Genomic DNA, 23,164 nt, shown 5'->3' on the forward strand with positions numbered 1-23,164 from the left:
ATGGCTATCCTGCATACCCAGCTCAACCCCCGATCGGCGGAGTTCGCGGCCAACAGCGCGGCGATGCTCAAACAGGTCGACGCCCTGCACACCCTGCTCGCTAAAGTGCAGCAAGGTGGCGGCCCGAAGGCGCAAGAGCGCCATACCTCGCGAGGCAAACTGCTGCCACGTGAACGGATCAATCGCCTGCTCGATCCGGGTTCACCGTTTCTCGAGATCAGCCAACTGGCGGCCTACGAGGTGTATGGCGAGGACGTTCCGGCCGCGGGCGTGATCGCCGGGATCGGCCGTGTGGAAGGCGTCGAATGCATGATCGTCGCCAACGACGCCACCGTAAAAGGTGGCTCGTATTACCCGCTGACCGTGAAAAAACACCTGCGCGCCCAAACCATTGCCCAGCAGAACCGTTTGCCGTGCATCTACCTGGTGGACTCTGGCGGCGCCAACCTGCCACGTCAGGATGAAGTGTTCCCGGACCGCGAGCACTTCGGACGGATCTTCTTCAACCAGGCCAACATGAGCGCCATGGGCATCCCGCAAATCGCGGTGGTCATGGGTTCCTGCACCGCCGGTGGCGCGTACGTGCCAGCCATGGCCGACGAAGCGATCATGGTGCGCGAGCAAGCGACGATTTTCCTCGCCGGCCCGCCACTGGTGAAAGCCGCCACGGGTGAAGTGGTCAGCGCCGAAGACCTCGGCGGGGCCGATGTGCACTGCAAGATTTCCGGAGTGGCCGACCACTACGCCGAGAGCGACGAACACGCCTTGGCCATTGCACGGCGCAGCATCGCCAACCTCAACTGGCGCAAACTCGGCGAAGTGCAACAGCGCACGCCCATCGCCCCGCTCTACAACAGCGACGAGTTGTACGGCGTGGTCTCGGCGGATGCCAAGCAGCCGTTCGATGTGCGTGAAGTGATTGCGCGGTTGGTGGACGGTTCGGTGTTCGACGAATTCAAAGCACTGTTCGGGACGACCCTGGTGTGCGGCTTTGCCCACTTGCACGGTTACCCGATCGCGATCCTCGCCAACAACGGCATTCTGTTCGCCGAAGCCGCGCAGAAAGGCGCGCACTTTATCGAACTGGCCTGCCAGCGCGGCATTCCACTGCTGTTCCTGCAAAACATCACCGGTTTCATGGTCGGCCAGAAATACGAGGCCGGCGGCATCGCCAAGCACGGCGCGAAACTGGTGACCGCCGTGGCGTGCGCCAAGGTGCCGAAGTTCACCGTGATCATCGGTGGCAGTTTCGGTGCCGGTAACTACGGCATGTGCGGCCGGGCTTACGATCCACGTTTCCTGTGGATGTGGCCGAACGCACGCATCGGTGTGATGGGCGCCGAGCAGGCCGCGGGTGTTTTGGTACAGGTTAAACGCGAGCAGGCCGAGCGCAGTGGCCAAAGTTTCAGCGCCGAGCAGGAAGCCGAGATCAAGCAACCGATCCTCGACCAGTATGAAGAACAGGGTCATCCCTACTACTCCAGCGCCCGGTTGTGGGACGACGGTGTCATCGACCCGGCGCAAACCCGCGATGTATTGGCCCTGGCCTTGTCGGCGTCGCTGAATGCGCCTGTCGAACAGAGCCGCTTCGGCGTGTTCCGGATGTGATCGGGAGAAAATCATGAGCGACTTCAACACCCTCGAACTGCTGACCGACCCGCGTGGTTTTGCCACCCTGTGGCTCAGCCGTGAAGAAAAGAACAACGCGTTCAACGCCGAAATGATCCGCGAACTGATCCTCGCGCTGGACAAAGTGTCGAGCGATGCCAGTCTGCGTTTCCTGTTAGTGCGTGGACGCGGCAAGCATTTCAGTGCCGGCGCGGACCTGGCCTGGATGCAGCAATCGGCCGAACTCGATTACCACACCAACCTCGACGACGCCCGGGAACTGGCGGAGTTGATGTACAACCTCGCCAAGCTGAAGGTCCCGACGCTGGCAGTGGTGCAAGGCGCTGCATTCGGTGGCGCGCTGGGCCTGATCAGTTGCTGCGACATGGCCATCGGCGCCGATGACGCGCAGTTCTGCCTGTCGGAAGTGCGCATCGGCCTGGCCCCGGCGGTGATCAGTCCGTTCGTGGTGCAAGCCATCGGCGAACGCGCAGCACGTCGCTACGCGCTGACCGCCGAGCGTTTCGGCGGACAACGAGCGCGAGAAATCGGCCTGTTGTCGGAGAGTTATCCGATCGCTGAGCTGGAACAGAAAGTCGAGCAGTGGATCGACAACCTGTTGCTCAACAGCCCGGCCGCCATGCGCTCCAGCAAGGACTTGCTGCGCGAAGTCGGCCACGGCGCGCTGACCCCGGCACTACGCCGCTACACCGAAAATGCCATCGCCCGAATTCGCGTCAGCCCCGAAGGTCAGGAAGGCCTGCGGGCCTTTCTGCAAAAACGTCCGCCGAGCTGGCAAGCCGAAACCACCACCAAGGAGCCGCGTTGATGAGCGCACCTGTTCTCACCACCCTGCTGGTGGCCAACCGCGGCGAAATCGCTTGCCGGGTGATGCGCACCGCCAAAGCCCTGGGCCTGACCACCGTGGCCGTGCACAGCGCCACTGACCGTGAAGCCCGACACAGCCGCGAAGCGGATATCCGCGTCGATCTCGGTGGCAGCAAAGCCGCCGACAGCTACCTGCAAATCGACAAACTGATCGCCGCGGCCAAGGCCAGCGGCGCTCAGGCGATTCATCCGGGTTATGGCTTTCTTTCCGAGAACGCCGGGTTCGCCCGCGCGATTGAAGAAGCTGGCCTGATTTTCCTCGGCCCGCCCGCCTCAGCCATTGATGCAATGGGCAGCAAATCCGCCGCCAAAGCCTTGATGGAAACCGCCGGCGTGCCGCTGGTGCCTGGCTATCACGGCGAAGCTCAGGACCTCGACACCTTCCGCGACGCCTGCGAACGCATCGGTTATCCAGTGCTGCTCAAGGCCACCGCGGGCGGTGGCGGCAAAGGCATGAAAGTGGTCGAGGACGTCAGCCAGTTGGCCGAAGCCCTGGCCTCGGCCCAGCGTGAAGCGAAATCCTCGTTCGGCGATTCTCGGATGCTGGTGGAGAAGTACCTGCTCAAACCGCGCCACGTGGAAATCCAGGTCTTTGCCGATCAGCACGGCAACTGCCTGTACCTCAACGAACGTGACTGTTCAATTCAGCGTCGGCACCAAAAAGTCGTTGAAGAAGCACCCGCTCCAGGCTTGAGCCCGGAACTGCGTCGTGCCATGGGCGAAGCCGCCGTGCGTTCGGCACAAGCCATCGGCTATGTCGGCGCCGGCACCGTGGAGTTTCTGCTGGACTCTCGCGGTGAGTTCTTCTTCATGGAGATGAACACACGCCTTCAAGTCGAACACCCGGTCACCGAAGCCATCACCGGCCTCGATCTGGTGGCCTGGCAGATTCGTGTGGCCCATGGCGAAGCGCTGCCGATGACTCAAGCCGAGGTTCCGCTGATCGGGCATGCCATCGAAGTGCGGTTGTATGCCGAAGACCCAAGCAATGATTTCCTGCCGGCGACCGGTCGACTGGAACTGTATCGCGAATCCGCGCAAGGTCCGGGACGGCGGGTGGACAGTGGTGTCGAAGAAGGCGACGAGATCTCGCCATTCTACGACCCGATGCTCGGCAAACTGATTGCCTGGGGCGAGGATCGTGAACAGGCGCGACTGCGGCTGCTGAGCATGCTCGATGAGTTTGCCATTGGCGGGCTCAAGACCAACATCAACTTCCTGCGCCGGATCGTCGGCCATCCGGCGTTTGCTGCGGCTGAACTGGATACCGGGTTCATTCCGCGTTATCAGGAAGAACTGCTGCCAGTCGCCTCGGACCTCAGTGACGAGTTCTGGCAAGCCGCCGCCCAGGCATTTACCCAAAGCCAGCCGAGTTCTCCACGAGCCGATGACCCGGTTTCGCCTTGGGCCAACAGCAATGGTTTCCGTGCCGGACTGCCGACAGAAATCACCCTGCACTTGAGTTGTGAAGGCCAGGATCGCGCGCTGACGCTGGGCGACGCTGATGCCCACACCGCTCAACTCAAGGGCGAGCAACTGCTGACCGAGCACAACGGCCTGCGTCGCCAGCATCGGGCAATCCGCCGTGGCGACGTTCTGTATCTGCAATGGGAAGGTGAATTGCGCCGCATCGAGTCCTACGACCCGATCAGTGCCGTCGAAGCCAGTCACAGCCATCACGGCGGGCTGACCGCGCCCATGAATGGCAGCATCGTGCGGGTACTGGTGGAGGCCGGGCAAACGGTAGAAGCCGGGGCGCAACTGGTGGTGCTGGAGGCGATGAAGATGGAGCACAGCATTCGTGCGCCACACGCCGGAGTGATCAAGGCGCTGTATTGCCAGGAAGGCGAGATGGTCAGTGAAGGCAGTGCGTTGGTCGAGTTTGAAGAAGCATGAAATGAAGATCGGTCCTACGTCTTGCGAGGACCGATCTGATTAGAACCTGGCTGTCGCCTGAACCACCACGCCGATAATTCGGCACTCTTCGGTGTAAAGGGCTTTCGGATACGTCGGATTGAGCGGGATCAGGTAACGCTGCCCGCCCTCTTCGATCAGCTTGCGAAAGGTCGCCTCGGCGCTGTCGGGCCATTGGGCGATCACCAGTTTTCCGGGTTCCGGCACGATGGCCGGGTCCACCAGGATCATCATGCCCTCGGCGATGCTGATACCCGTGGGCGCGGTCATCGCATCGCCGACCACACGCAGCCAGAAGGCCGGGCCCTGGGCGTGGTAGTCGGTCAGCTCGAAGCGTTCCTCCTTGCGATACACCGTCAGCTCACCATCGCGCAGCTGCGCCGGCTCCTTCCAGTCACTGACCGGGTAGCGGAAGTACGGGTTGTACTTCAGCGCCAGAGGCATCTCCTCCTCTTCCAGGATGAGTGGTTCGCGGATCACCAGCACCACTTCGAGAAAGTCCATGCCCAGCGCCTTCAACACACGGTTCATGTTGACGACGCCGGGGTCGCGGCGTTTGTTCAGCCAGTGGCCGACGCCGCCCTGGGACATCCCGAGGCGATCTGCGAGTTCTTCTTGAGTGACTTTGAGTTCACTCATCTTGGCCTTGACCAATTCAATCCATTTATCCATGTGCGGCACGATACGTGGGCGCCTCCGGCCATCAAAACACAAATTGTAGTATTTAATCTCTCGTCATAAATACAGTACGTACTAGGATTGGTTCACGGATCTGAATCTATCACGGAGCTTGCCATCGCCATGTCCATCCCCAGCAACGACCTGCCTGACATGCAAATCGACACGTCCCTCACCTCGCCAAAAGGCTCTGCCGCCGCGCAACGAGCACTGGACTATTACTTGAAACCAGCTGTTTCAGAAGAAGTGGTCGAAGAACGTTTCTTTGACGTAAACCGCAACATCAGCCGCGAAGAGGCGCTGGTCCATGCCACGGATTTGCTACGTTGTGCCGCCGCCATCGCGTACGAGTCAGCCAGCAATTTACAGGGCGCAAGTCGGGACCTGGCGTTTTCGGCGGTGCACATGATCGACATGGCCAGGGCGATGGTAGATCGATCCCTGGAGGGCGATCAGAACGGGTGAGACACGGGTGCTTGCGAGGAGGACAGGAAAGATTTTTCCAATCGCGCAGATAAAAGCATTTGACTTGCAAACGAGAATGATTATTATTGCATGCAGCTGGTCGCGAGATCAGTTGATTGTCCAAGTGACCTTAGGTCGGTCTCCTGGACTATCTCCTCATCAGGCTAATCACGGTTTTTGACCCGGCTTTTTGCCGGGTCTTTTTTTTGCCAGTTATTCTGGCTTTACCTTCAGGCTAATGAAGTCTTTAGGTGCTGCAAATTCGAATGGCGCGGATGATATCAAAAGAATATCCGTTGGCAAGAGAAGCCCGGCATCATTGGCCCAAACTAATAAAAAATAGCGCTTGAGAATCAATCGCACAGTCTCTAAGCTGCGTCGGCGTCAAGGAGGACGCCCCCCGCTTCAGCCCATAATTTCCCCCGGTTTTTCCCTTCCCAGCGTGTAAAGTAGCAGCCATAAAAATCATATTCAGGAATCGACTATGGCCGTGGCTAAATCCTCTTTCGACATCAGTGCCAACTTCGACAGTGGCAACATTGAAGTGCTGGACATCAGCAATCCGTTGCAAGCCCTGCTGGCCATCAAGCCAGACACCCGCAGCCAACACTTTCAGTGGTTCCACTTCAAGGCCAGCGGTCTGCACGTCGGTCAGGAACACTGGTTTCGTCTGAACAATGCCAGCAAGTCCTCCTACAACAAAGCCTGGGATGGTTATCAGGCGGTGGCGTCCTACGACCACGTCAACTGGTTCCGGGTGCCGACCATTTTCGAAGGTGACTGCCTGCGCTTCAGCCTTGAAGCCACCGCCACAAACGCCTGGTTTGCTTACTTCGAACCCTACAGCCGCGGTCGCCATGACTGGTTGATCGAGCAAGCGCTGACCAAGGCCGGCACCGAAATGCTGGCCACCGGCAAGAGCGTCGAAGGTCGAGACATCCAGCTGCTGCGTAAAGGCACGGGCGCCGAAGGTCAGCGCAAGGTCTGGATCATTGCCCAGCAACACCCCGGCGAACACATGGCCGAGTGGTTCATGGAAGGCGTGATCGAACGTCTCGAAAAACACGACGATCCGGTATTGAACAAACTGCTGACCAGCGCCGATCTGTACTTGGTTCCGAACATGAACCCGGACGGCGCTTTTCACGGTCACCTGCGCACCAACGCCATGGGCCAGGACCTGAATCGCGCCTGGCAGAGCGCCAGCCAGGAAATCAGCCCGGAAGTGCTGTTCGTTCAGCAGCAGATGGAAAAGTACGGCGTCGACCTGTTCCTCGACATCCATGGCGATGAAGAAATCCCCTACGTGTTCACCGCCGGTTGCGAAGGCAATCCGGGGTACACGCCACGGATCGAAAAACTCGAAGAGCATTTCCGCAGTCATCTGAAGCACCTGACCAAGGACTTCCAGACCAAGCACGGCTACACCCGCGACGAACCGGGCAAAGCCAACATGACCCTGGCGTGCAACAGCGTCGGCGAGAAATTCGACTGCCTGTCACTGACCCTGGAAATGCCCTTCAAGGACAACAACGATGCGCCGAATGCGCTGACCGGCTGGTCCGGCAAGCGTTCGAAGCAGTTGGGCAAGGATGTGCTGACGACCGTTGCGGATATGGTCAACACCTTGCGCTGACGGCCCGATCCATGTAGCAGCTGGCGCAGCCTGCGTTCGGTTCGGGCCGCGTTCGGACGAAGCAGTCGCAAAATCAAACGCCTCGGTCATTCAGTTAAACCGTGGTGAATCGATTGACGTCTGCTTCGTCCGAACGCGGCCCGAACCGAACGCAGGCTTCGCCAGCTGCTACAGGGGATCAGCCGCGATCCTTGCCCCGCAACATGCTGTCCAGCACGTCATCGCGGCGCACCCAACCGTGAAACAACGCCGCCGCCAAATGCAGCAGCACCGTCAAGAACAACAAATACGCCAGATACCCGTGAGCCTTGCGCAGGAACGCAAACACCTGCGCATTCGCCGGTACGATCGATGGCAACTGTAACGAACTGCTGAGCATCACCGGATCCCCCGCCGCCGAAATCATCGCCCAACCCAGCAGCGGCAGAATCAGCATCAAGGCGTACAGCAACACATGCGAAGCCTTGGCCGCCAGCGCTTGCCAACCCGGCAGATCCGCTGGCAGCGGTGGCTGTTGAGTGGAAAATCGCACGGCCAGGCGCACGATCACCAGCAGCAGAATCGCGACGCCCAAGGGTTTGTGCAGATGAATCAGCCACTCATGACGCTCGGACACCGAAGCGGCCATGCCCGCGCCGATAAACAGCATGGCAATGATCATCAGCGCCATCAGCCAGTGCAGCAATCGCGCTAACGGCGCGAAATGGTTCGGTTGAGCGCTCATTGACGAGACTCCTGTTTATTAGCAGCGGGCAACTGGCTGACTTCGCTGGTACGACGCAGGTAGGAAGTGGCGTACCCCGCTGAACGAGCGGCGAGCAAAGGGTCGTCGGAACCTTCGATACCAGCGGGCAGTACCAGCGGGTCGTAGTTGATGTCCCGGCATTCGCCATTGAGTTGTGGCTGGGTGCTTTCGAGCACCAACGTGCCGGCGTTCAACACTTTGCGACCGTCGGGCCAGGCCTTGCTGGCGTCGTTGACCGGATCGCCAGGGTTGGCCAGTGTGATGTTCAACTGCCAACGCAGCGGCCCTGCGGAAATGCGCTGTACCAGGTCTTTCTCCAGGAATTCACCTCCCTCAGGCGCCGTAGCACCCGCTGCATCCTGAGCGACGGGCACCATGCTCCAGCGCACCGCCTGCCGCTGTCCCGCAGCGTTCACCAGGTAAAACGCATTGACGCTGTTGTAGGTTTCCGTCACGTAGCTGGCCGACGGCTTGGCGGTTTTGATCCAGGCCAGGAACGGTGCAGCTTCCGGATGCGAACCGAAGAACGCTGGCACGGCAGCCGGGTTCGGCTTGCCGGTGGCCGGATCCGGCGACTGGGCCTGCTGCAATTGGTAGAACGCTTCGGGCGTGCCCACCGGGAACACCGGCATGCTGTTCATCCCGGTGCGCCATTGCTGGCCGTTGGCCTGGGTGAAGCGCAGTGCCAGGCTGCGGATCGGCACGCTGTTGTCTGGCGCATAAGGATTACCGGCCGGCAATGCGAAACGCCCGACCACCGGGGTCCGCGCTACATTGAACACCTGAGCGCTGGAATAGCTGCGCGCCTCGCCACTGCTCTCGAAATGCCCGATCACGCACACGCCTTTGGAGTGGTTACGCCGGAAGCCCGGGTGCACGCCGTTGTTGGTTTCCAGCACATTGATCAGTTTTTTCGGCGTCAGGCGCTGTGGGTCGAAGGTGCCGTTGACGTAGGCAAAAGCCCCAGCCAGGGCGGCAACCACCACAGCAATACCGGCCAGACGTAATGTCAGGCTCGCGGCACTTAAAGGTGGCCGGGTTGGCGGTGATGAGCGATCTACCATGAAAGACTCCAGGGCCATCGGCCACAAGTGAGAAGGATCAAGCAGACGAACCCCGCGCTGGTTTATTCCCTCGCCCGGTATTTATTTTTTCAGGCGTGGAATAACCTCGAACGCCGGGCGTCTTCCTAGACACTCAAGCGTAGTGACTAGCCAGAACTTCATGAACGATATCGACGAACAACTGCGAGAAATCATTCCCAGATTGCGCCGGTTTGCCGTGTCGTTGACGCGCAATCCCAGCAGCGCCGACGACCTGGTGCAGTCTTGCCTTGAGCGCGCGCTGTCGAGTTGGGTTGACAAACGCCCCGAGGGCGACTTGCGCGCCTGGTTGTTTTCGATTCTGTATCGACAGTTTCTCGATGCTCACCGGCGCTCCCGGCGTTATGCGCGGATGCTCGAATTCTTTACCGGGCGTGACGATTCACAGCCGTCGGTGGAACGCACCGTGATCGCCCAATCGACCCTGAAAGCCTTCGATCAACTCAGCACTGAACAACGTGCCCTGCTGCTCTGGGTCTCGGTCGAAGGCTTGAGTTACAAAGAGGTCGCCGAGATTCTCGACGTCCCCACCGGCACCGTAATGTCCCGCCTGTCCCGTGCCCGCCAAGCCTTGCGCCAGTTGAGCGACGGCGAAATCACCCGCCCTTCTCTGCGGAGACTCAAATGATCAGCCTGCCCCCAAGCGAGCGTGACCTGCACGCCTATGTCGACCAGCAACTCAGCGATACCGACCGACGTCTGGTGGACACTTTTCTGGCCAGCAACTCGGAAGTGGCTGCACAAGTGCGTGCCTGGCAGCAGGACGCCCAGCAATTGCGCGCGGCATTGAGCGGTGCCCTGCAGCAACCGGCCAATCCGGACCTCGACCCGGCGCTGATTCGCCAACGCCTCAAACGACAATCTCGCCGTCACCTGGCCAGCGCTGCCGTGTTGCTGATCGCGGTCAGCGTCGGCGGGTTCAGCGGTTGGCAAGCCCGGGAGATGACGCTCGTCAGTGCCCAACTGCCGATGACCGATGCCCTGCAGGCCTATCGCCTGATTGCCCAGCAAGGCATCTTGCCGGCCGATTACAAAGTCAGCGATGACGGTGACATGCAGGGTTGGCTCGACCGCTATTTCACTCAGGCCAATCGCTTGCCTGACCTCTCGGGCGCCGGTTTCAAACCGGTCAGCGGGCGCTTGCTGAGCACCGAGCAAGGGCCGGCGGCGATGGTGGTCTACGAGGATCAAAGCGGCCATAAAGTCAGCTTCTACGTCCGCCCACCGGGACCGAAAAACTACCTGTTACCGAGGGGCAGTCGCAACGATGGCGAGTTGCAGGCCGAGTACTGGTCGGGGGGCGGGTACAACTACGCGATGGTCAGCCCGAGCGATACGCCGGCGGCGCAGATGCTCAAGCAAACCGCGCAGTTCTGAACACACCACCAATCCCCCTGTGGGAGCGGGCTTGCTCGCGAAAGCGGTGTGACAGTCGACATAAATATTGAATGTTGAACCGCATTCGCGAGCAAGCCCGCTCCCACAGGGGGAGTTGTGGCGGTTTCAACCCTGCCCAAACACTTGCGAAGGCCTACGCAGCAACGGGTCGAACGGATTGATCCGCGGCCCGATCAGCGCCGCTTCGCGCTTGAGCATTTCGACCACCGTCGGCAAGCGATCCGGCCCCAGCCGATCACTGACGGTGGCCACACTCAACGCCGCGACCGCCCGCCCTTCACGATCCAGAATCGGCACCGCCACCCCGGCCATGCCCTGCAACACGCCGGTGTTGCGCCCGGCGTAACCGAGCTTGCGCACGTTCTCGACTTCGGAGCGCAGGAACACCTCGTCGTACAGGTGGAAATCCTTGAGCCTCGGCAAGTTGTAGTGAATCACCGTGTCGCGCTCTTCTTCCGGCAAAAACGCAAGAATCGCCAGGCTACCCTGCCCCACACCCAGCGCCACCCGCCCGCCAATGTCACCGGTAAACGTACGGATCGGAAACGGCCCTTCACTGCGATCCAGGCAGATCGCATCAAAACCACTGCGCGCCAACAAAAACAACGAATCCCCCAACGATGCCGACAGCCGCAGCAACGCCGGACGCACCAGTTCGCGCAGGTTTCCGGTGTTCCCGGCGCGGGCCGCCAGGGCAAAGAACTCCAGGCTCAGGCGATAGCGTTTGCTGCGCGCATCCTGCTCGACCATGCCCTCATCCATCAGGCTGCGCAGCAAGCGGTGCGTGGTCGGTTGTGACAAACCGATGCGCTGGGCCAGTTGCGTCACCCGCTCCCCGCCCTCGACGGTGTCACCCAGGCTGCGCAGCACGGCAAACAGTCTGGAGACTGCGCCAACACCGACATCACTTTTGCTTTCATTCCGTTCAATGGAATCTGTCATGGTTTTTCTCGAGAATTAATTTACTCACCGAATGAAACTGAAAATAATCATCGCTTCAGTGAAATAGGCCATTGAGCCCATCCTATTCTTCGTCCTACTCTGCGTCCAGACAGGGGCGATTCGAACAACAGCGGCAGCCGACTGAAGTCGAGCGCCAACGCACCCAGCAAGAACTTTTCGTATCTGCCCATACAAAAAAGCGCGCCTTCGGGCGACGCATAACAATCTCAGGTGGAGCGCAGTTATGGCTTTTGTGCAACTTGAAGGACTCGGCAAACGTTACGGCGAGATCGACGCCGTCGTTGCTACTAACCTCTCGGTCGAAAAAGGCGAGTTCGTCTCGCTGCTCGGCCCCTCCGGATGCGGCAAAACCACCACCCTGCAAATGATCGCCGGCTTCGTCGAAGTCACGAGCGGACGCATTGTGCTGGACGGTCGCGACATCACCCACGCCAAACCCGCCAGCCGTGGTCTGGGTGTGGTGTTCCAGAGTTACGCGCTGTTCCCGCACATGACCGTGAAAGACAACGTCGCCTTCGGCCTGCGCATGCGCAAAGTGGCCAACGGCGAGTTGCAGCAGCGAGTGGACCGGGTGCTGAAACTGGTACGCCTCAACCAGCATGCCGAGCGCTACCCGCGAGAGCTCTCCGGTGGCCAGCGTCAACGCGTTGCCCTCGCTCGAGCCCTGGTGATCGAACCGCCGGTGCTGCTGCTCGATGAGCCGCTGTCCAACCTCGACGCCAACCTGCGCGAAGAGATGCAATTCGAGATTCGCCGCATCCAGCGCGAAGTCGGGATCACCACATTGATGGTCACCCACGACCAGTCCGAAGCGCTGTCCATCAGCGACCGGGTAGTGGTGATGCAGGCCGGGCGCATCACCCAAATCGACGCGCCCTACACCCTTTACGAACACCCACGCACCGAGTTCATTTCCGGCTTCGTCGGCAAGGCCAATTTGCTGCCCGGCGATCGGGACAGTACCGGCACCGTCCAAGTGAGCAGTGGCGGCGAACTGACCCTGAGCCTGCGCCCGGAAAAAATCGACTTGCGGGACAAAGGTCAGGGCCGTCTGCAAGGCAACATCGTCAGTCGCTTCTTTCTTGGCAGCCAATGGCTTTATGGCGTATCGACGACTCTGGGCGAACTCAGTGTGGTGCGCCGCAACGACGGTTCGGCACCGCTGACCGAAGGCACGGCGGTCGGCCTCGATTGGGACGCAACGTTGCTGCGGGTGCTGAGTGTCGACGAGGTGCCGGCATGAGTACGCTTGTCGCCATTCGCCAGGGACGCCAGGGTTACTGGCTGTCGGCACCGGCCCTGGCCTTGTACCTCAGCCTGCTGGTTATCCCTTTGCTGCTGACGTTGGTGCTGTCGTTCAACGTCTTCGACTACAGCTCGGGGATTAACAGCGACGCCTACACCCTCGGTCACTACAGCAGCCTGCTCGGCGATTCGTACTTCTACGAAATCTTTCTGCGCACGATGTGGATCAGCGCCCTGACCACCCTCCTCTGCGTGGTGATCGGCGTGCCCGAGGCCTACATCCTCAGCCGCATGGGCACGCCTTGGCGCTCGATTTTCCTGATTCTGATCCTCACCCCGTTGCTGATTTCGGTGGTGGTGCGCGCCTTCGGCTGGAGCCTGCTGCTGGGTGCCGACGGCCTGGTCAACCAGACCCTGCAAGCCTTCGGTGGCTCGCCGATGAAGCTGCTCTACACGCCGTTCGCGGTGGTGATTGCGCTGGTCCACGTGATGCTGCCGTTCATGATCATCCCGGTCTGGACCTCGCTGCAAAAACTCGACCCGGCCGCCGAGCAAGCCGCGATGTCCCTCGGTGCCAGCCACTTCACCGTGATGCGCCAAGTGGTGTTGCCGCAAATCATGCCCGGCGTGCTCTCGGGCACCTTGATCGTGTTCGGTCTCGCAGCCAGCTCCTTCGCGATTCCCGGCCTGCTCGGCGGGCGCCGGATAAAGATGGTCGCCACGCTGATCTACGACCAGTACCTGTCGGAGCTCAACTGGCCGATGGGCGCGGCCATCGCCGTGGCCCTGCTGTTGCTCAACCTGCTGATCATGCTGTCGTGGAACCGGATGATCGAAGGCCGCTACAAGAAGTCATTGGGATAACTCGTCATGTCCAAGAACGGTCCTTTCGCCCTGCTGTTCCATACCCTGGTGGTGCTGTTCATGCTGGCGCCGCTGGTGGTGGTCTGCCTCGTGGCCTTCACCCCGGAAAACACCCTGAGCCTGCCGACCACGGAGTTTTCCCTGCGCTGGTTTCGCGCGGTGTTCGAGCGTGCTGACTTTGTCGATGCGTTCTACAACAGCCTGATCCTGGCGTTCTGCGCCGCCAGTCTGGCGACGTTGATTGCGGTGCCGGCGGCGCTGGCGATCACGCGCTTCGAGTTCCCCGGCCGCGACTTTTTCAATGGTTTGTTCCTGTCGCCGATCATCATTCCGCACTTGGTGTTGGGTGTCGCATTGCTGCGCTTGTTTGCGCTGATGGGCGTCAACGGCAGCTTCGCCTGGCTGATCTTCGCCCACGTGCTGGTGACCACTCCGTACGTGTTGCGACTGGTGCTGGCGTCGGCCATCGGCCTGGATCGCAGCGCCGAACACGCCGCGCAATCGCTCGGTGCCGGGCGCTTCACGCTGTTCAGGGAAATCACCTTGCCGATGATTCTGCCGGGAGTGGCCGGTGGCTGGCTGCTGGCGTTCATCAACAGTTTTGACGAGGTCACGCTGTCGATTTTCGTCACCTCGCCGGCCACGCAAACCCTGCCGGTGCGGATGTACGTGTACGCCACCGAATCCATCGATCCGATGATGGCGGCGGTGTCGGCACTGGTGATTGCACTGACCGCGCTGACGATGATTTTGCTCGACCGGGTCTACGGACTGGATCGGGTTCTGGTGGGTAAACAATGAGGGCGCCATGGCTCTACTGAAACGACTGGCCGAAGGCGACCGCCCGGCCCTGGACTTTACCCTCGACGGCCAACCGGCCACCGGCCTGCTCGGCGACACCTTGCTGACGGCGGTGCTGACCTGCAGCGAACACTTGCGCGGCAGCGACTTCAGCGCCGAACCCCGCGCCGGGTTTTGCATGATGGGTGCGTGTCAGGACTGCTGGGTTCGACTGGGCGATGGTCGACGCGTGCGGGCTTGCTCGACGTTGCTCGAAGCCGGGCAGCAGATCAGCCGCGAACCAGGGCGTTCCTTATGAATACCCTTTCTACCAGCAGAAACCGAATCCCCTGTGGGAGCGAGCCTGCTCGCGATAGCGGTCTGTCGGCCAGCATCAATGTCGACTGTGCCGCCGTCATCGCGAGCAGGCTCGCTCCCACAGGGGTTCAGCGGCGTTCACAACACCCGGGCGCAACCCCGATCAACTGTGGGAGCGAGCTTGCTCGCGATAGCGGTTTGTCGGCCACCACATCTGTTGACTGTGCCGCCGTCATCGCGAGCAAGCTCACTCCCACAGGGATTCAGCGGCGTTCACGAAACCCGGGCGCAACCCCGATCAACTGTGGGAGCGAGCTTGCTCGCGATAGCGGTTTGTCGGCCACCACATCTGTCGACTGTGCCGCCGTCATCGCGAGCAAGCTCGCTCCCACTGGGGTTCAGCGGCGTTCACAACACCCGGGCGCAACCCCGATCAACTGTGGGAGCGAGCTTGCTCGCGATAGCGGTTTGTCGGCCACCACATCTGTTGACTGTGCCGCCATCATCGCGAACAAGCTCGCTCCCACTGGGGTTCAGCGGCGTTCACAACACCCGGGCGCAACCCCGATCAACTGTGGGAGCGAGCCTGCTCGCGATAGCGGTCTGTCGGCCAGCATCAATGTCGACTATGCCGCCGTCATCGCGAGCAGGCTCGCTCCCACTGGGGTTCAGCGGCGTTCACAACACCCGGGCGCAACCCCGATCAACTGTGGGAGCGAGCTTGCTCGCGATAGCGGTTTGTCGGCCACCACATCTGTCGACTGTGCCGCCGTCATCGCGAGCAAGCTCGCTCCCACTGGGGTTCAGCGGCGTTCACAACACCCGGGCGCAACCCCGATCAACTGTGGGAGCGAGCTTGCTCGCGATAGCGGTTTGTCGGCCACCACATCTGTTGACTGTGCCGCCATCATCGCGAGCAAGCTCGCTCCCACTGGGGTTCAGCAGCGTTCACAACACCCGGGCGCAACCCCGATCAACTGTGGGAGCGAGCCTGCTCGCGATAGCGGACTGTCTGCCAGCATCAATGTCGACTGTGCCGCCGTCATCGCGAGCAGGCTCGCTCCCACAGGGGTTCAGCGGCGTTTACACATGAGGTGGGTATGAAGCCTGTAGTCATCATCGGTGCCGGTCCGGCCGGTATACGTGCTGCACAAACCCTGGTCGCCCACGGCGTTCGCCCGGTGCTGCTGGACGAAGCAGCACGCGGTGGCGGGCAGATTTATCGCCGCCAACCGGCAAACTTCAAGCGTTCACCAGTCAAGCTGTATGGCTTCGAAGCCGGCAAGGCCAACGCGCTGCATCAGACGATCGACGCGCTGCGCGAGCAACTCGACTACCGTCCCGAAACCCTGGTATGGAACACCGAGGACGGTGCGCTCGACACCTTGCATGAAGGCCGCGCCGCGCGGCTGGCGTTCTCCCGGGTGATCGTCGCCACGGGCGCCACCGACCGGATTCTGCCGGTACCGGGCTGGACCCTTCCGGGGGGCTACAGCCTCGGCGCAGCGCAGATCGCCCTCAAATTTCAAGGCTGCGCCATCGGTGAACGCGTGGTGTTCGCCGGCAGTGGTCCGTTGCTGTACCTGGTGGCGTATCAATACGCCAAGGCCGGCGCAAAGGTGATCGCTGTGCTCGACAGTTCGCCTTTCAGCGCTCAGGCCCGCGCCCTGCCCGGCCTGCTCTCGCAACCGGCCACCCTGGCCAAAGGCATCTATTACCGCAGCTGGCTGACCGCCCATGGCATCCCGGTACACCAGGGTGCCAGCCTGAAACGCATCAATGGCGAACAACGTGTGCAATCGCTGAACTGGTCCAACTCAAAGGGTGAACAGCCACTCGATTGCGACGCCGTCGCCTTCGCCCACGGCCTGCGCAGTGAAACCCAACTGGCCGACCTGCTCGGCTGTGAATTCGCCTGGAACCCGCTCAACCGCGCCTGGCTGCCGCAACGTGACAGCGCCGGTCGTAGCAGTGTCGCCGAGGTTTACCTGGCCGGTGACGGCGCCGGCATCATGGGCGCCGACGCGGCGGAAATGGCCGGCGAACGCGCGGCCCTGGCGTTGCTCGAAGACATCGGTTACCTGATCCCGCCGCAACGTGGGGCGCAATTGGAGCAGACGCTGGGGCGGATCGATACCTTCCGCCAAGGTCTGGAACGGGCCTTCGTCTTTCCCGAGCATTGGGCCGCCGATGCCCCGAATGACGTGATGATCTGCCGCTGCGAAGAAGTGCGGGCCGGCGACATCCGTCAGGTCGTGCGCGAGGGCCATTGGGAGATCAACCGGGTCAAGGCGCATTGCCGGGTCGGCATGGGGCGCTGTCAGGGCCGGATGTGTGGCGCCGCCGCTGCGGAAATCATTGCCTGCGAAAGCCAGCGCTGCGTGTCAGACATCGGCAGGCTTCGGGCTCAGGCCCCCATCAAACCCCTGCCGTTTGGTCTGGAGGTCGAGTCATGATCGAAGTCGATGCCGTCATCATTGGCGGCGGAATTGTCGGCGCCTCCGCCGCGCTTTTTCTGAGCAAGGCCGGGCGTCGCGTGGCGCTGCTGGAGCGGGACTTCTGTGGTTCGCACTCCAGCGGCGTGAACTACGGCGGCGTGCGGCGTCAGGGGCGACCGCTGTCGCAACTGCCGCTGTCGCAACGGGCCCACGACATATGGGGGCAACTGCCGCAGCTGATTGGCATCGACGGTGAGTATCAGCGCAGCGGCCACCTGAAACTGGCCCGCAGCCTCAGCGACCTGCACGCCTTGCAAGACTATGCCGCCAGCAGTCGGGGCTTTGGCCTTGATTTGCAGGTACTCGAACGCAGTGAACTACGCGCACGTTTTCCGTGGGTCGGCGAGGTGGCGGTCGGTGCCTCGTTTTGCCCCGATGACGGTCACGCCAACCCGCGACTGGTCTCCCCGGCGTTCGCCCGGGCGGCGCGGCGACATGGCGCACAAGTCCATGAACAATGCCCGGTGACGGCGGTGGAACACGACGGTCAGCGCTTTCGCATCAGCACGCAAACCGGTCTGGAGCTGCAGGCGCCCTGGCTGCTGAATTGCGCCGGCGCCTGGGCCGACACTCTGGCAAAACAATTCGGTGAGGGCGTGCCGATGCACGCCGGGCACCCGGCGATGCTGGTCACCGAGCCCTTGCCGCTGGTGATGAATGCCAGCACCGGGGTCGAGGGCGGCGGTATCTATGCGCGTCAGGTCGCGCGCGGCAATTGCGTGTTGGGTGGCGGTCAGGGTTTTGCCCTCGACGGCGCCCGCGCCCGGCCCGGTCAGCACGCGGTGATCGAGATCCTGCGTCAAGCGGTCGAGCTCTATCCGTTTCTTGAAGGCGCCCAGGCGATTCGTACCTGGAGCGGCACCGAAGGTTACCTGCCCGATCGCCAACCGGTGATCGGCCACAGTGGCACTCAACCCGGTCTGCTGCACGCGTTCGGCTTTGCCGGTGCAGGCTTTCAGATCGGTCCCGCGGTGGGCCAGGCGCTCACCGAAATCATCTGCAGCGGCGCCTCAAAGACGCCACTGGATGCGTTTTCCATCACCCGGTTTCACTCCATCTCCGTTGCTTGATAGAGGAAGGTCGCGCCAATGAATAACGTCAAACGCACTGCACTGCTCGGTATCTCCTGCATGAGCGCCCTGCTCGCCACCGCCCAGGCCCAGGCCGAACCGACGCTTTACCTGGGCATGAACGGCGGGACCATGGAGCGGCTCTACGCCGATAAGGTGCTGCCGGTTTTCGAGAAGGCCAATAACGTCAAAGTGGTGATTGTGCCCGGCACCTCCGCCGATATCCTGGCCAAGGTCCAGGCCAGCAAAGGCAACCCGCAGATGCACGTGATGTTCCTCGACGACGGCATCATGTACCGCGCCATCGCCATGGGGCTGTGCGACAAACTCGAAGACAGCGCACCGCTGGCGCAGATTCCGGCCAAGGGCCGCATCAAGGATCAAGCCGTGGCAGTCAGCCTCGGCGTGACCGGGCTGGCGTACAACACGCGTCTGTTCAAGGAGAAAGGCTGGACCGCACCGACCTCGTGGATGGACATGGCCGACCCGCGCTTCAAGGACAAACTGGTGTTCCAGTCGATGGCCTCCTCGACCTTTGGCCTGCACGGGTTCCTGATGTTCAACCGGATTCAGGGCGGCAGCGAAACCGACGTCGAGCCGGGCTTCAAGGCGTGGCCGAACACCGTCGGGCGCAACGTGCTGGAGTACATCCCGAGTTCTGCGAAGATTTCCGAAATGCTTCAGACCGACGAAGCCGCGCTGTTCCCACTGACGCCGACCCAGGTCACCGCCCTGAAACTCAAGGGCATGCCGGTGGAGTATGCGCAACCGAAGGAAGGCGCCGTGGTGCTCAACGTGGCCGAATGTGCCATCGCCAACAACACTCAGCCGGAACTGGCGCAGAAACTCGCCGCCTTCTTGCTGACGCCGGAAGCGCAGGCCGCCGCGCTTGAAGACGGCGACCAGATCCCGTCCAACCCCAATACCCCGACCACTGACAAGACTCGCGGCCAGGTCGAGGCGATGAAACAGTACCTGACCACGGCCATTGCGATCGATTGGGATCAGGTCAACGAACAGCGCCCGGCTTGGAATGCGCGGTGGAATCGCAGTATCGAGCGGTAACTGACAAATACCCCATAGCTGTCAGCAGGAACGCAATCGATGTAGCAGCTGCCGAGCTTGCGAGGCTGCGTTCGGCTGCGAAGCAGTCGCCAATCCATTCCCAGCGGTTTACCTGAATGACCGCGGTGCTTGGTTTTACGACTGCTGCGCAGCCGAACGCAGCCTCGCAAGCTCGGCAGCTGCTACAGGCCGACACTACTGGAATGAAAATTCCCCCTCTGGTTACACTATGCCGCCGCTCTGGGAGCCGGCATGAAGATTACGGGGTGAAATCACAGTGGCCGTTCGACCGCCCAACCGTTCGCGACTCGCACCACGCTGGCCTGCGCTACGCCGCTTGTTCGGCAAGTCATCGGCTGCATCCGCCGGTAACAGCGCGACCGGTCGAGTCATCCACGACTACTTCCACCGCAAGGCCCACTCCCAGGGCTACACCCTCAGCCATAGCCAACTGCGTGTCATCGACTGCATGGCGCAACACGCCGCAGCGCTGGCGGGCACCTCGGCAAAAACGCTCCCCGGCCTTTACCTGTACGGAGCCGTGGGCCGCGGCAAGAGCTGGCTGCTCGACGGTTTTTTCCAGGCCCTTCCCATCGCGGAAAAACAGCGCCTGCATTTTCATGAGTTTTTTGCGCACCTTCATCAAGGGATGTTCAGTCATCGCGATCAGCCCGATGCACTGGAAACCACCCTCGACGAACAACTGCGCGATTGCCGGGTACTGTGTTTCGACGAGTTTCACGTCCATGACATCGGCGATGCAATGCTGATCACCCGGTTGTTCAAGGCACTGTTCCGCCGAGGCATTCTACTGCTGGTCACTTCCAACTACCCACCGGAAGGACTGCTGCCCAACCCGCTGTACCACGCGCGCTTCAAACCGGTGATCGACCTGATCAACGCACGCATGCAGGTCATGGAAGTCGGTGGCCCCCACGACTACCGCAGCCAGGTCAGAAACCATGCCCAGCAGCTGTTTACCCAGGGACAGTACGTCTGGCCCGCTACCGCGACGCAGCGTCAATCGTTGAACCTGCCCGAACGCGACGCGCCGGCCATTCAGCTGCCCGTCGGGACACGCAACCTTCAGGCCCGACACTGCGAAGGGCGAACCATCGGTTTCACCTTCGGCGATCTGTGCGACCAACCGACTGCGGTGATGGATTACCTGGAGCTGTGCCGACGTTTCGATCACTGGTTCATCGATGAACTGCCCAACCTCGCCGATTGTTCCATCGCCGCCCAACAGCGTTTCATCAACCTGGTCGACGTCCTGTACGACCAGGACAAGCACCTGATTCTGCTCGGACAGCAGTCTTTGCGCGAAAGCCTGGGCGGCGATGCCATCGATCTGGCGCGCACGCGCAGCCGGTTGGGGCAATTGGTGGAAATGAAGGGAGCGGTCTGATCAATATTCTTCGGTGCGGCTGCTGGCCTCTTCGCGAGCAAGCCCGCTCCCACATTGGATCGGTGTACAACACAACACTAGTGTGGGAGCGGGCTTGCTCGCGAAGGCGGCCTGACAGACACCACACCTTTGTCGGTATCATGTCGCCCATTTCAAGGCCCCGCGCCTTCCCTTTGATCAATAGTGAATCTGTTCATGGATACCCTTGCCCAACTGCGCGCCGGCCAACTGTCGGGCATTACCCGCCTGGACCTCGGCTGTGGCCTGACGGAGTTTCCGCGAGAAATCTTCGACCTGGCGGACTCGCTGGAAGTCCTCAACCTCAGCGGCAATGCCTTGAGCAGTCTGCCGGACGACTTGCACCGCCTGCCCCGTTTGCGCGTGCTGTTCTGCGCGGACAATCTGTTCACCGAACTGCCCGACTGCCTGGGCCACTGCGCCGCACTGACGATGGTCAGCTTCAAGGCCAACCGCATCGAACGCGTGCCCGGCACCGCGCTGCCACCGTTGCTGCGCTGGCTGATCCTGACCGATAACTGCATCACTGAGTTGCCGGCCGAGCTGGGTGAACGCCCGCACCTGCAAAAACTCATGCTCGCTGGCAACCGCTTGCAACGTTTGCCCGAGAGCTTGCGTCATTGCCATCGACTCGAACTGATCCGCATCGCCGCCAACCAGTTGAGCGAGTTACCCGAATGGCTGCTGTCCCTGCCGAGCCTGGCTTGGCTGGCGTACGCCGGCAACCCTCTGGAGACCGAAGCCGATGCGGCCGCCCTCGAAGCCACGCCCCGTATTCCCTGGTCCGAACTGCGTCTGGAGCAGAAACTGGGCGAAGGCGCGTCGGGGGTGATTCATCGGGCTAATTGGGATCGACTGAGCCAACCGGCCACACAGGTCGCGGTCAAACTCTACAAAGGCGAAATGACCAGCGATGGCTCGCCGTTGCACGAAATGAACGCCTGCATCACCGCCGGTAGTCATCCCAACCTGATCCGGGTTGAAGGGCGCGTCGTCGGGCATCCAGAAGCTCAGGCCGGGCTGGTGATGCAGCTGATCGATCCGAGCTATCGCAATCTGGCCGGGCTGCCGAGCCTGGCGTCATGTACCCGCGACGTTTACGCCAATGACACCCGGTTCAGCGCGGGTGTGGCATTGCGCATCGCCTGTGGCATCGCCTCGGCAGCCGAGCATTTGCACCAGCATGGCATCACCCACGGCGACCTCTACGGCCACAATATTCTGTGGAACGAGCACGGTGATTGCCTGCTGGGGGATTTCGGCGCGGCGTCTTTCCATGCCACCTCGGACAGCCTTGAAAGCCGTGCGCTGCAACGGATAGAAGTGCGGGCGTTTGGTATTTTGCTGGGGGAATTGTTGGAGCGGATCGACTCGGGGTTGAGCGATGAGGGTCGGGGCCAGTTGGAGGCATTGCAGCAGCGCTGCTGTCAGCCGCAGGTGCTGGCGCGGCCGGGGTTCGGCGAGATTGTGCAGGAATTGAATCGCTGGTGACCGCTACGCGGTCAATCGTCGGATCGCCGCCCGGAGCAGGCTCGCTCCCACAGGTTTTGTGTCGAACATATAATTTTTATTCAACACAACCTACTGTGGGAGCGAGCCTGCTCGCGAAAGCGGTATCACTGAAAAATCAAATTAACCCGCCAACCCGACAAACATGTCCTGCACGTCATCGTGGTTATCGAGGCCTTCGAGGAAGGCTTCGACTTCAGCCATCTGCTCATCGCTCAGACCACTGACCGGATTTTTCGGCTGGTAACCCAGCTTGGCCGACAACACGGTGAAACCTTGCTCAGGCAGGGCTTTCTGCACGGCGTCCAGGTCCGCAGGCTCGGTCAGGAACAGGGTCGTGCCCTCTTCTTCACCCGGCTCGAAATCCTGGGCGCCGGCTTCGATCGCGGCCATTTCCGGATCGGCGTCAGGGCTGTCCGGGGACGCCTCGATCATGCCGACATGGTTGAAGTCCCACGCTACCGAACCGGAAGCGCCCAATTGGCCCTTGCGGAACGCGACGCGAATTTCAGCGACGGTGCGGTTGATGTTGTCGGTCACGCATTCAACGATCAGCGGCACCTGGTGCGGTGCGAAGCCTTCATAGGTCACGCGATGGTATTGCACGGTTTCGCCCAACAGGCCCGCGCCTTTCTTGATCGCGCGATCCAGGGTTTCCTTGGGCATCGAGGCTTTCTTGGCCTGCTCGACCACCAGACGCAGGTGTGCGTTGGTGGCAGTATCGGCACCGTTGCGGGCAGCAATGGTGATTTCTTTCACCAGTTTGCCGAAGATCTTGCCCTTGGCGTTGGATGCCGCTTCTTTGTGTTTAACCTTCCACTGTGCGCCCATTACTCACTCTCTTGATCTGTGGCGCCGAGACATCTATTGGCCGACGCATGGCGCAAGTTTATACGGCCTAAAGTTGGCAATCGACCAAAAAATCCACCCTGTTCACCCGCATGGCGAATCGACATCTTCACCGGCAGTTGTAGGGCGATTCTGAAACTTC

At 61.3% G+C, this 23,164-nt stretch carries 21 protein-coding genes; 16 read left to right on the forward strand and 5 right to left on the reverse strand.

Features of this window, described 5'->3' with window-relative positions:
- The 3 genes from AC3IUE_RS22600 to AC3IUE_RS22610 are packed head-to-tail and all read left to right on the forward strand — an operon-like array spanning window position 1 to window position 4,392.
- Complete coding sequence (locus AC3IUE_RS22600) at window positions 1-1,608, forward strand: carboxyl transferase domain-containing protein (RefSeq protein ID WP_415757170.1); 1,608 nt, start codon at window positions 1-3, stop codon at window positions 1,606-1,608.
- A gap of 13 nt (window positions 1,609-1,621) precedes the next feature.
- Window positions 1,622-2,437, forward strand: coding sequence for a gamma-carboxygeranoyl-CoA hydratase (locus AC3IUE_RS22605; RefSeq protein ID WP_056740299.1), 816 nt, complete (start codon window positions 1,622-1,624; stop codon window positions 2,435-2,437).
- The gene (locus AC3IUE_RS22610) at window positions 2,437-4,392 is read left to right on the forward strand and encodes an acetyl/propionyl/methylcrotonyl-CoA carboxylase subunit alpha (protein ID WP_489263803.1); all 1,956 of its coding nucleotides are present in this window, start codon (window positions 2,437-2,439) and stop codon (window positions 4,390-4,392) included. The genes AC3IUE_RS22605 and AC3IUE_RS22610 overlap by 1 nt, the downstream gene beginning before the upstream one ends.
- 39 nt (window positions 4,393-4,431) lie before the next feature.
- On the opposite strand, the gene AC3IUE_RS22615 is transcribed toward AC3IUE_RS22610, so the two are convergent.
- Window positions 4,432-5,082, reverse strand: a complete 651-nt coding sequence (locus AC3IUE_RS22615; RefSeq protein WP_489263805.1) for a LexA family protein — start codon at window positions 5,080-5,082, stop codon at window positions 4,432-4,434.
- Window positions 5,083-5,211: 129 nt separating this feature from the next.
- On the opposite strand from AC3IUE_RS22615, the gene AC3IUE_RS22620 reads away from it, so the two are divergent.
- Window positions 5,212-5,553 (forward strand): DUF6124 family protein, encoded by a 342-nt coding sequence (locus tag AC3IUE_RS22620; protein WP_489263807.1) that lies wholly within the window; start codon window positions 5,212-5,214, stop codon window positions 5,551-5,553.
- A 484-nt stretch (window positions 5,554-6,037) separates the two neighbouring features.
- The gene (locus AC3IUE_RS22625; RefSeq protein WP_489263808.1) at window positions 6,038-7,189 is read left to right on the forward strand and encodes a M14 family metallopeptidase; all 1,152 of its coding nucleotides are present in this window, start codon (window positions 6,038-6,040) and stop codon (window positions 7,187-7,189) included.
- Between the two features lie 178 nt (window positions 7,190-7,367).
- Here the strand turns inward: AC3IUE_RS22625 and AC3IUE_RS22630 are convergent, their stop codons facing one another.
- A complete protein-coding gene (locus AC3IUE_RS22630; RefSeq protein WP_056740290.1) occupies window positions 7,368-7,913 on the reverse strand; it encodes a cytochrome b in 546 nt (181 codons plus the stop codon).
- Window positions 7,910-8,998 (reverse strand): catalase family peroxidase, encoded by a 1,089-nt coding sequence (locus AC3IUE_RS22635; RefSeq protein WP_489263809.1) that lies wholly within the window; start codon window positions 8,996-8,998, stop codon window positions 7,910-7,912. Before AC3IUE_RS22635 ends, AC3IUE_RS22630 begins: the two co-directional genes overlap by 4 nt.
- Window positions 8,999-9,158: 160 nt before the next feature.
- Between AC3IUE_RS22635 and AC3IUE_RS22640 the strand changes: the two genes are divergently transcribed.
- Window positions 9,159-9,665: an RNA polymerase sigma factor gene (locus tag AC3IUE_RS22640; RefSeq protein ID WP_489263810.1), complete on the forward strand. Its 507-nt coding sequence runs from the start codon at window positions 9,159-9,161 to the stop codon at window positions 9,663-9,665.
- The gene (locus AC3IUE_RS22645; protein ID WP_489263811.1) at window positions 9,662-10,414 is read left to right on the forward strand and encodes an anti-sigma factor family protein; all 753 of its coding nucleotides are present in this window, start codon (window positions 9,662-9,664) and stop codon (window positions 10,412-10,414) included. The genes AC3IUE_RS22640 and AC3IUE_RS22645 overlap by 4 nt, the downstream gene beginning before the upstream one ends.
- Window positions 10,415-10,540: 126 nt before the next feature.
- Here the strand turns inward: AC3IUE_RS22645 and AC3IUE_RS22650 are convergent, their stop codons facing one another.
- Window positions 10,541-11,377 carry an IclR family transcriptional regulator gene (locus AC3IUE_RS22650; protein ID WP_008148459.1) on the reverse strand — a complete coding sequence of 279 codons (837 nt, stop codon included), beginning with the start codon at window positions 11,375-11,377 and terminating at the stop codon, window positions 10,541-10,543.
- A gap of 244 nt (window positions 11,378-11,621) precedes the next feature.
- Here AC3IUE_RS22650 and AC3IUE_RS22655 point away from each other — a divergent pair, with 244 nt between their 5' ends.
- From AC3IUE_RS22655 to AC3IUE_RS22695, 9 genes are all read left to right on the forward strand, one after another.
- Window positions 11,622-12,641, forward strand: coding sequence for an ABC transporter ATP-binding protein (locus AC3IUE_RS22655; protein ID WP_056740282.1), 1,020 nt, complete (start codon window positions 11,622-11,624; stop codon window positions 12,639-12,641).
- Entirely contained in the window at window positions 12,638-13,507 is an 870-nt protein-coding gene (locus tag AC3IUE_RS22660) for an ABC transporter permease (protein ID WP_056740280.1), read from the forward strand. The genes AC3IUE_RS22655 and AC3IUE_RS22660 overlap by 4 nt, the downstream gene beginning before the upstream one ends.
- A 6-nt stretch (window positions 13,508-13,513) precedes the next feature.
- Entirely contained in the window at window positions 13,514-14,308 is a 795-nt protein-coding gene (locus tag AC3IUE_RS22665; RefSeq protein ID WP_489263813.1) for an ABC transporter permease, read from the forward strand.
- A gap of 7 nt (window positions 14,309-14,315) precedes the next feature.
- Window positions 14,316-14,606, forward strand: a complete 291-nt coding sequence (locus AC3IUE_RS22670) for a (2Fe-2S)-binding protein (RefSeq protein WP_046057143.1) — start codon at window positions 14,316-14,318, stop codon at window positions 14,604-14,606.
- Window positions 14,607-15,705: 1,099 nt separating this feature from the next.
- Entirely contained in the window at window positions 15,706-17,061 is a 1,356-nt protein-coding gene (locus AC3IUE_RS22675; protein WP_489263814.1) for an FAD/NAD(P)-dependent oxidoreductase, read from the forward strand.
- Window positions 17,058-18,173 carry an NAD(P)/FAD-dependent oxidoreductase gene (locus tag AC3IUE_RS22680; RefSeq protein ID WP_056740271.1) on the forward strand — a complete coding sequence of 372 codons (1,116 nt, stop codon included), beginning with the start codon at window positions 17,058-17,060 and terminating at the stop codon, window positions 18,171-18,173. The genes AC3IUE_RS22675 and AC3IUE_RS22680 overlap by 4 nt, the downstream gene beginning before the upstream one ends.
- Window positions 18,174-18,191: 18 nt before the next feature.
- Entirely contained in the window at window positions 18,192-19,238 is a 1,047-nt protein-coding gene (locus tag AC3IUE_RS22685) for an ABC transporter substrate-binding protein (RefSeq protein WP_056740270.1), read from the forward strand.
- Window positions 19,239-19,515: 277 nt separating this feature from the next.
- The gene (gene zapE / locus AC3IUE_RS22690) at window positions 19,516-20,646 is read left to right on the forward strand and encodes a cell division protein ZapE (protein WP_489263815.1); all 1,131 of its coding nucleotides are present in this window, start codon (window positions 19,516-19,518) and stop codon (window positions 20,644-20,646) included.
- A gap of 195 nt (window positions 20,647-20,841) precedes the next feature.
- Window positions 20,842-22,155 (forward strand): leucine-rich repeat-containing protein kinase family protein, encoded by a 1,314-nt coding sequence (locus AC3IUE_RS22695; RefSeq protein WP_489263816.1) that lies wholly within the window; start codon window positions 20,842-20,844, stop codon window positions 22,153-22,155.
- Between the two features lie 141 nt (window positions 22,156-22,296).
- Here the strand turns inward: AC3IUE_RS22695 and AC3IUE_RS22700 are convergent, their stop codons facing one another.
- A complete protein-coding gene (locus AC3IUE_RS22700) occupies window positions 22,297-23,004 on the reverse strand; it encodes a YebC/PmpR family DNA-binding transcriptional regulator (RefSeq protein WP_046032546.1) in 708 nt (235 codons plus the stop codon).
- Window positions 23,005-23,164: the final 160 nt, after the last annotated feature.

It is taken from the genome of Pseudomonas sp. GL_093 (genome assembly GCF_057837605.1).